The following is a 227-nucleotide window of genomic DNA, read 5'->3' as shown; positions in this document are numbered from 1 at the left end:
GTTTATTTAAGAGTTTTGAGGTAGTACGATTCAATGAACGGGACGAACAAGCACTCACCTCATTAGGTAGGATGAAACATTGGCACACTTACTCGGTCGTTGCGATTAAGCGTCGTTAAATGGTCAGTAACTAAAACTCGTTTGGATGCCTGTCCGTTTTGACGCAAGCCTCTCATCTCTTTGCTGTTTAATCTTCTAAGCTAATTTTAGTTTCCACTATGAGGGCT

General features: G+C 41.4%; 1 pseudogene. It reads left to right on the top strand.

The features are described from left to right. Positions 1-119 (top strand): annotated as a pseudogene (locus AB4496_RS25665) (SAM-dependent methyltransferase); the annotation flags it as partial. Positions 120-227 lie beyond the last annotated feature (108 nt).

Origin of the sequence: Vibrio sp. 10N.222.46.A1 (assembly GCF_041473595.1) — a bacterium.
In the GTDB taxonomy this organism is placed as follows: Bacteria; Pseudomonadota; Gammaproteobacteria; order Enterobacterales; family Vibrionaceae; genus Vibrio; species Vibrio tasmaniensis_A.
This window is presented reverse-complemented; position numbering and strand designations above follow the sequence as displayed.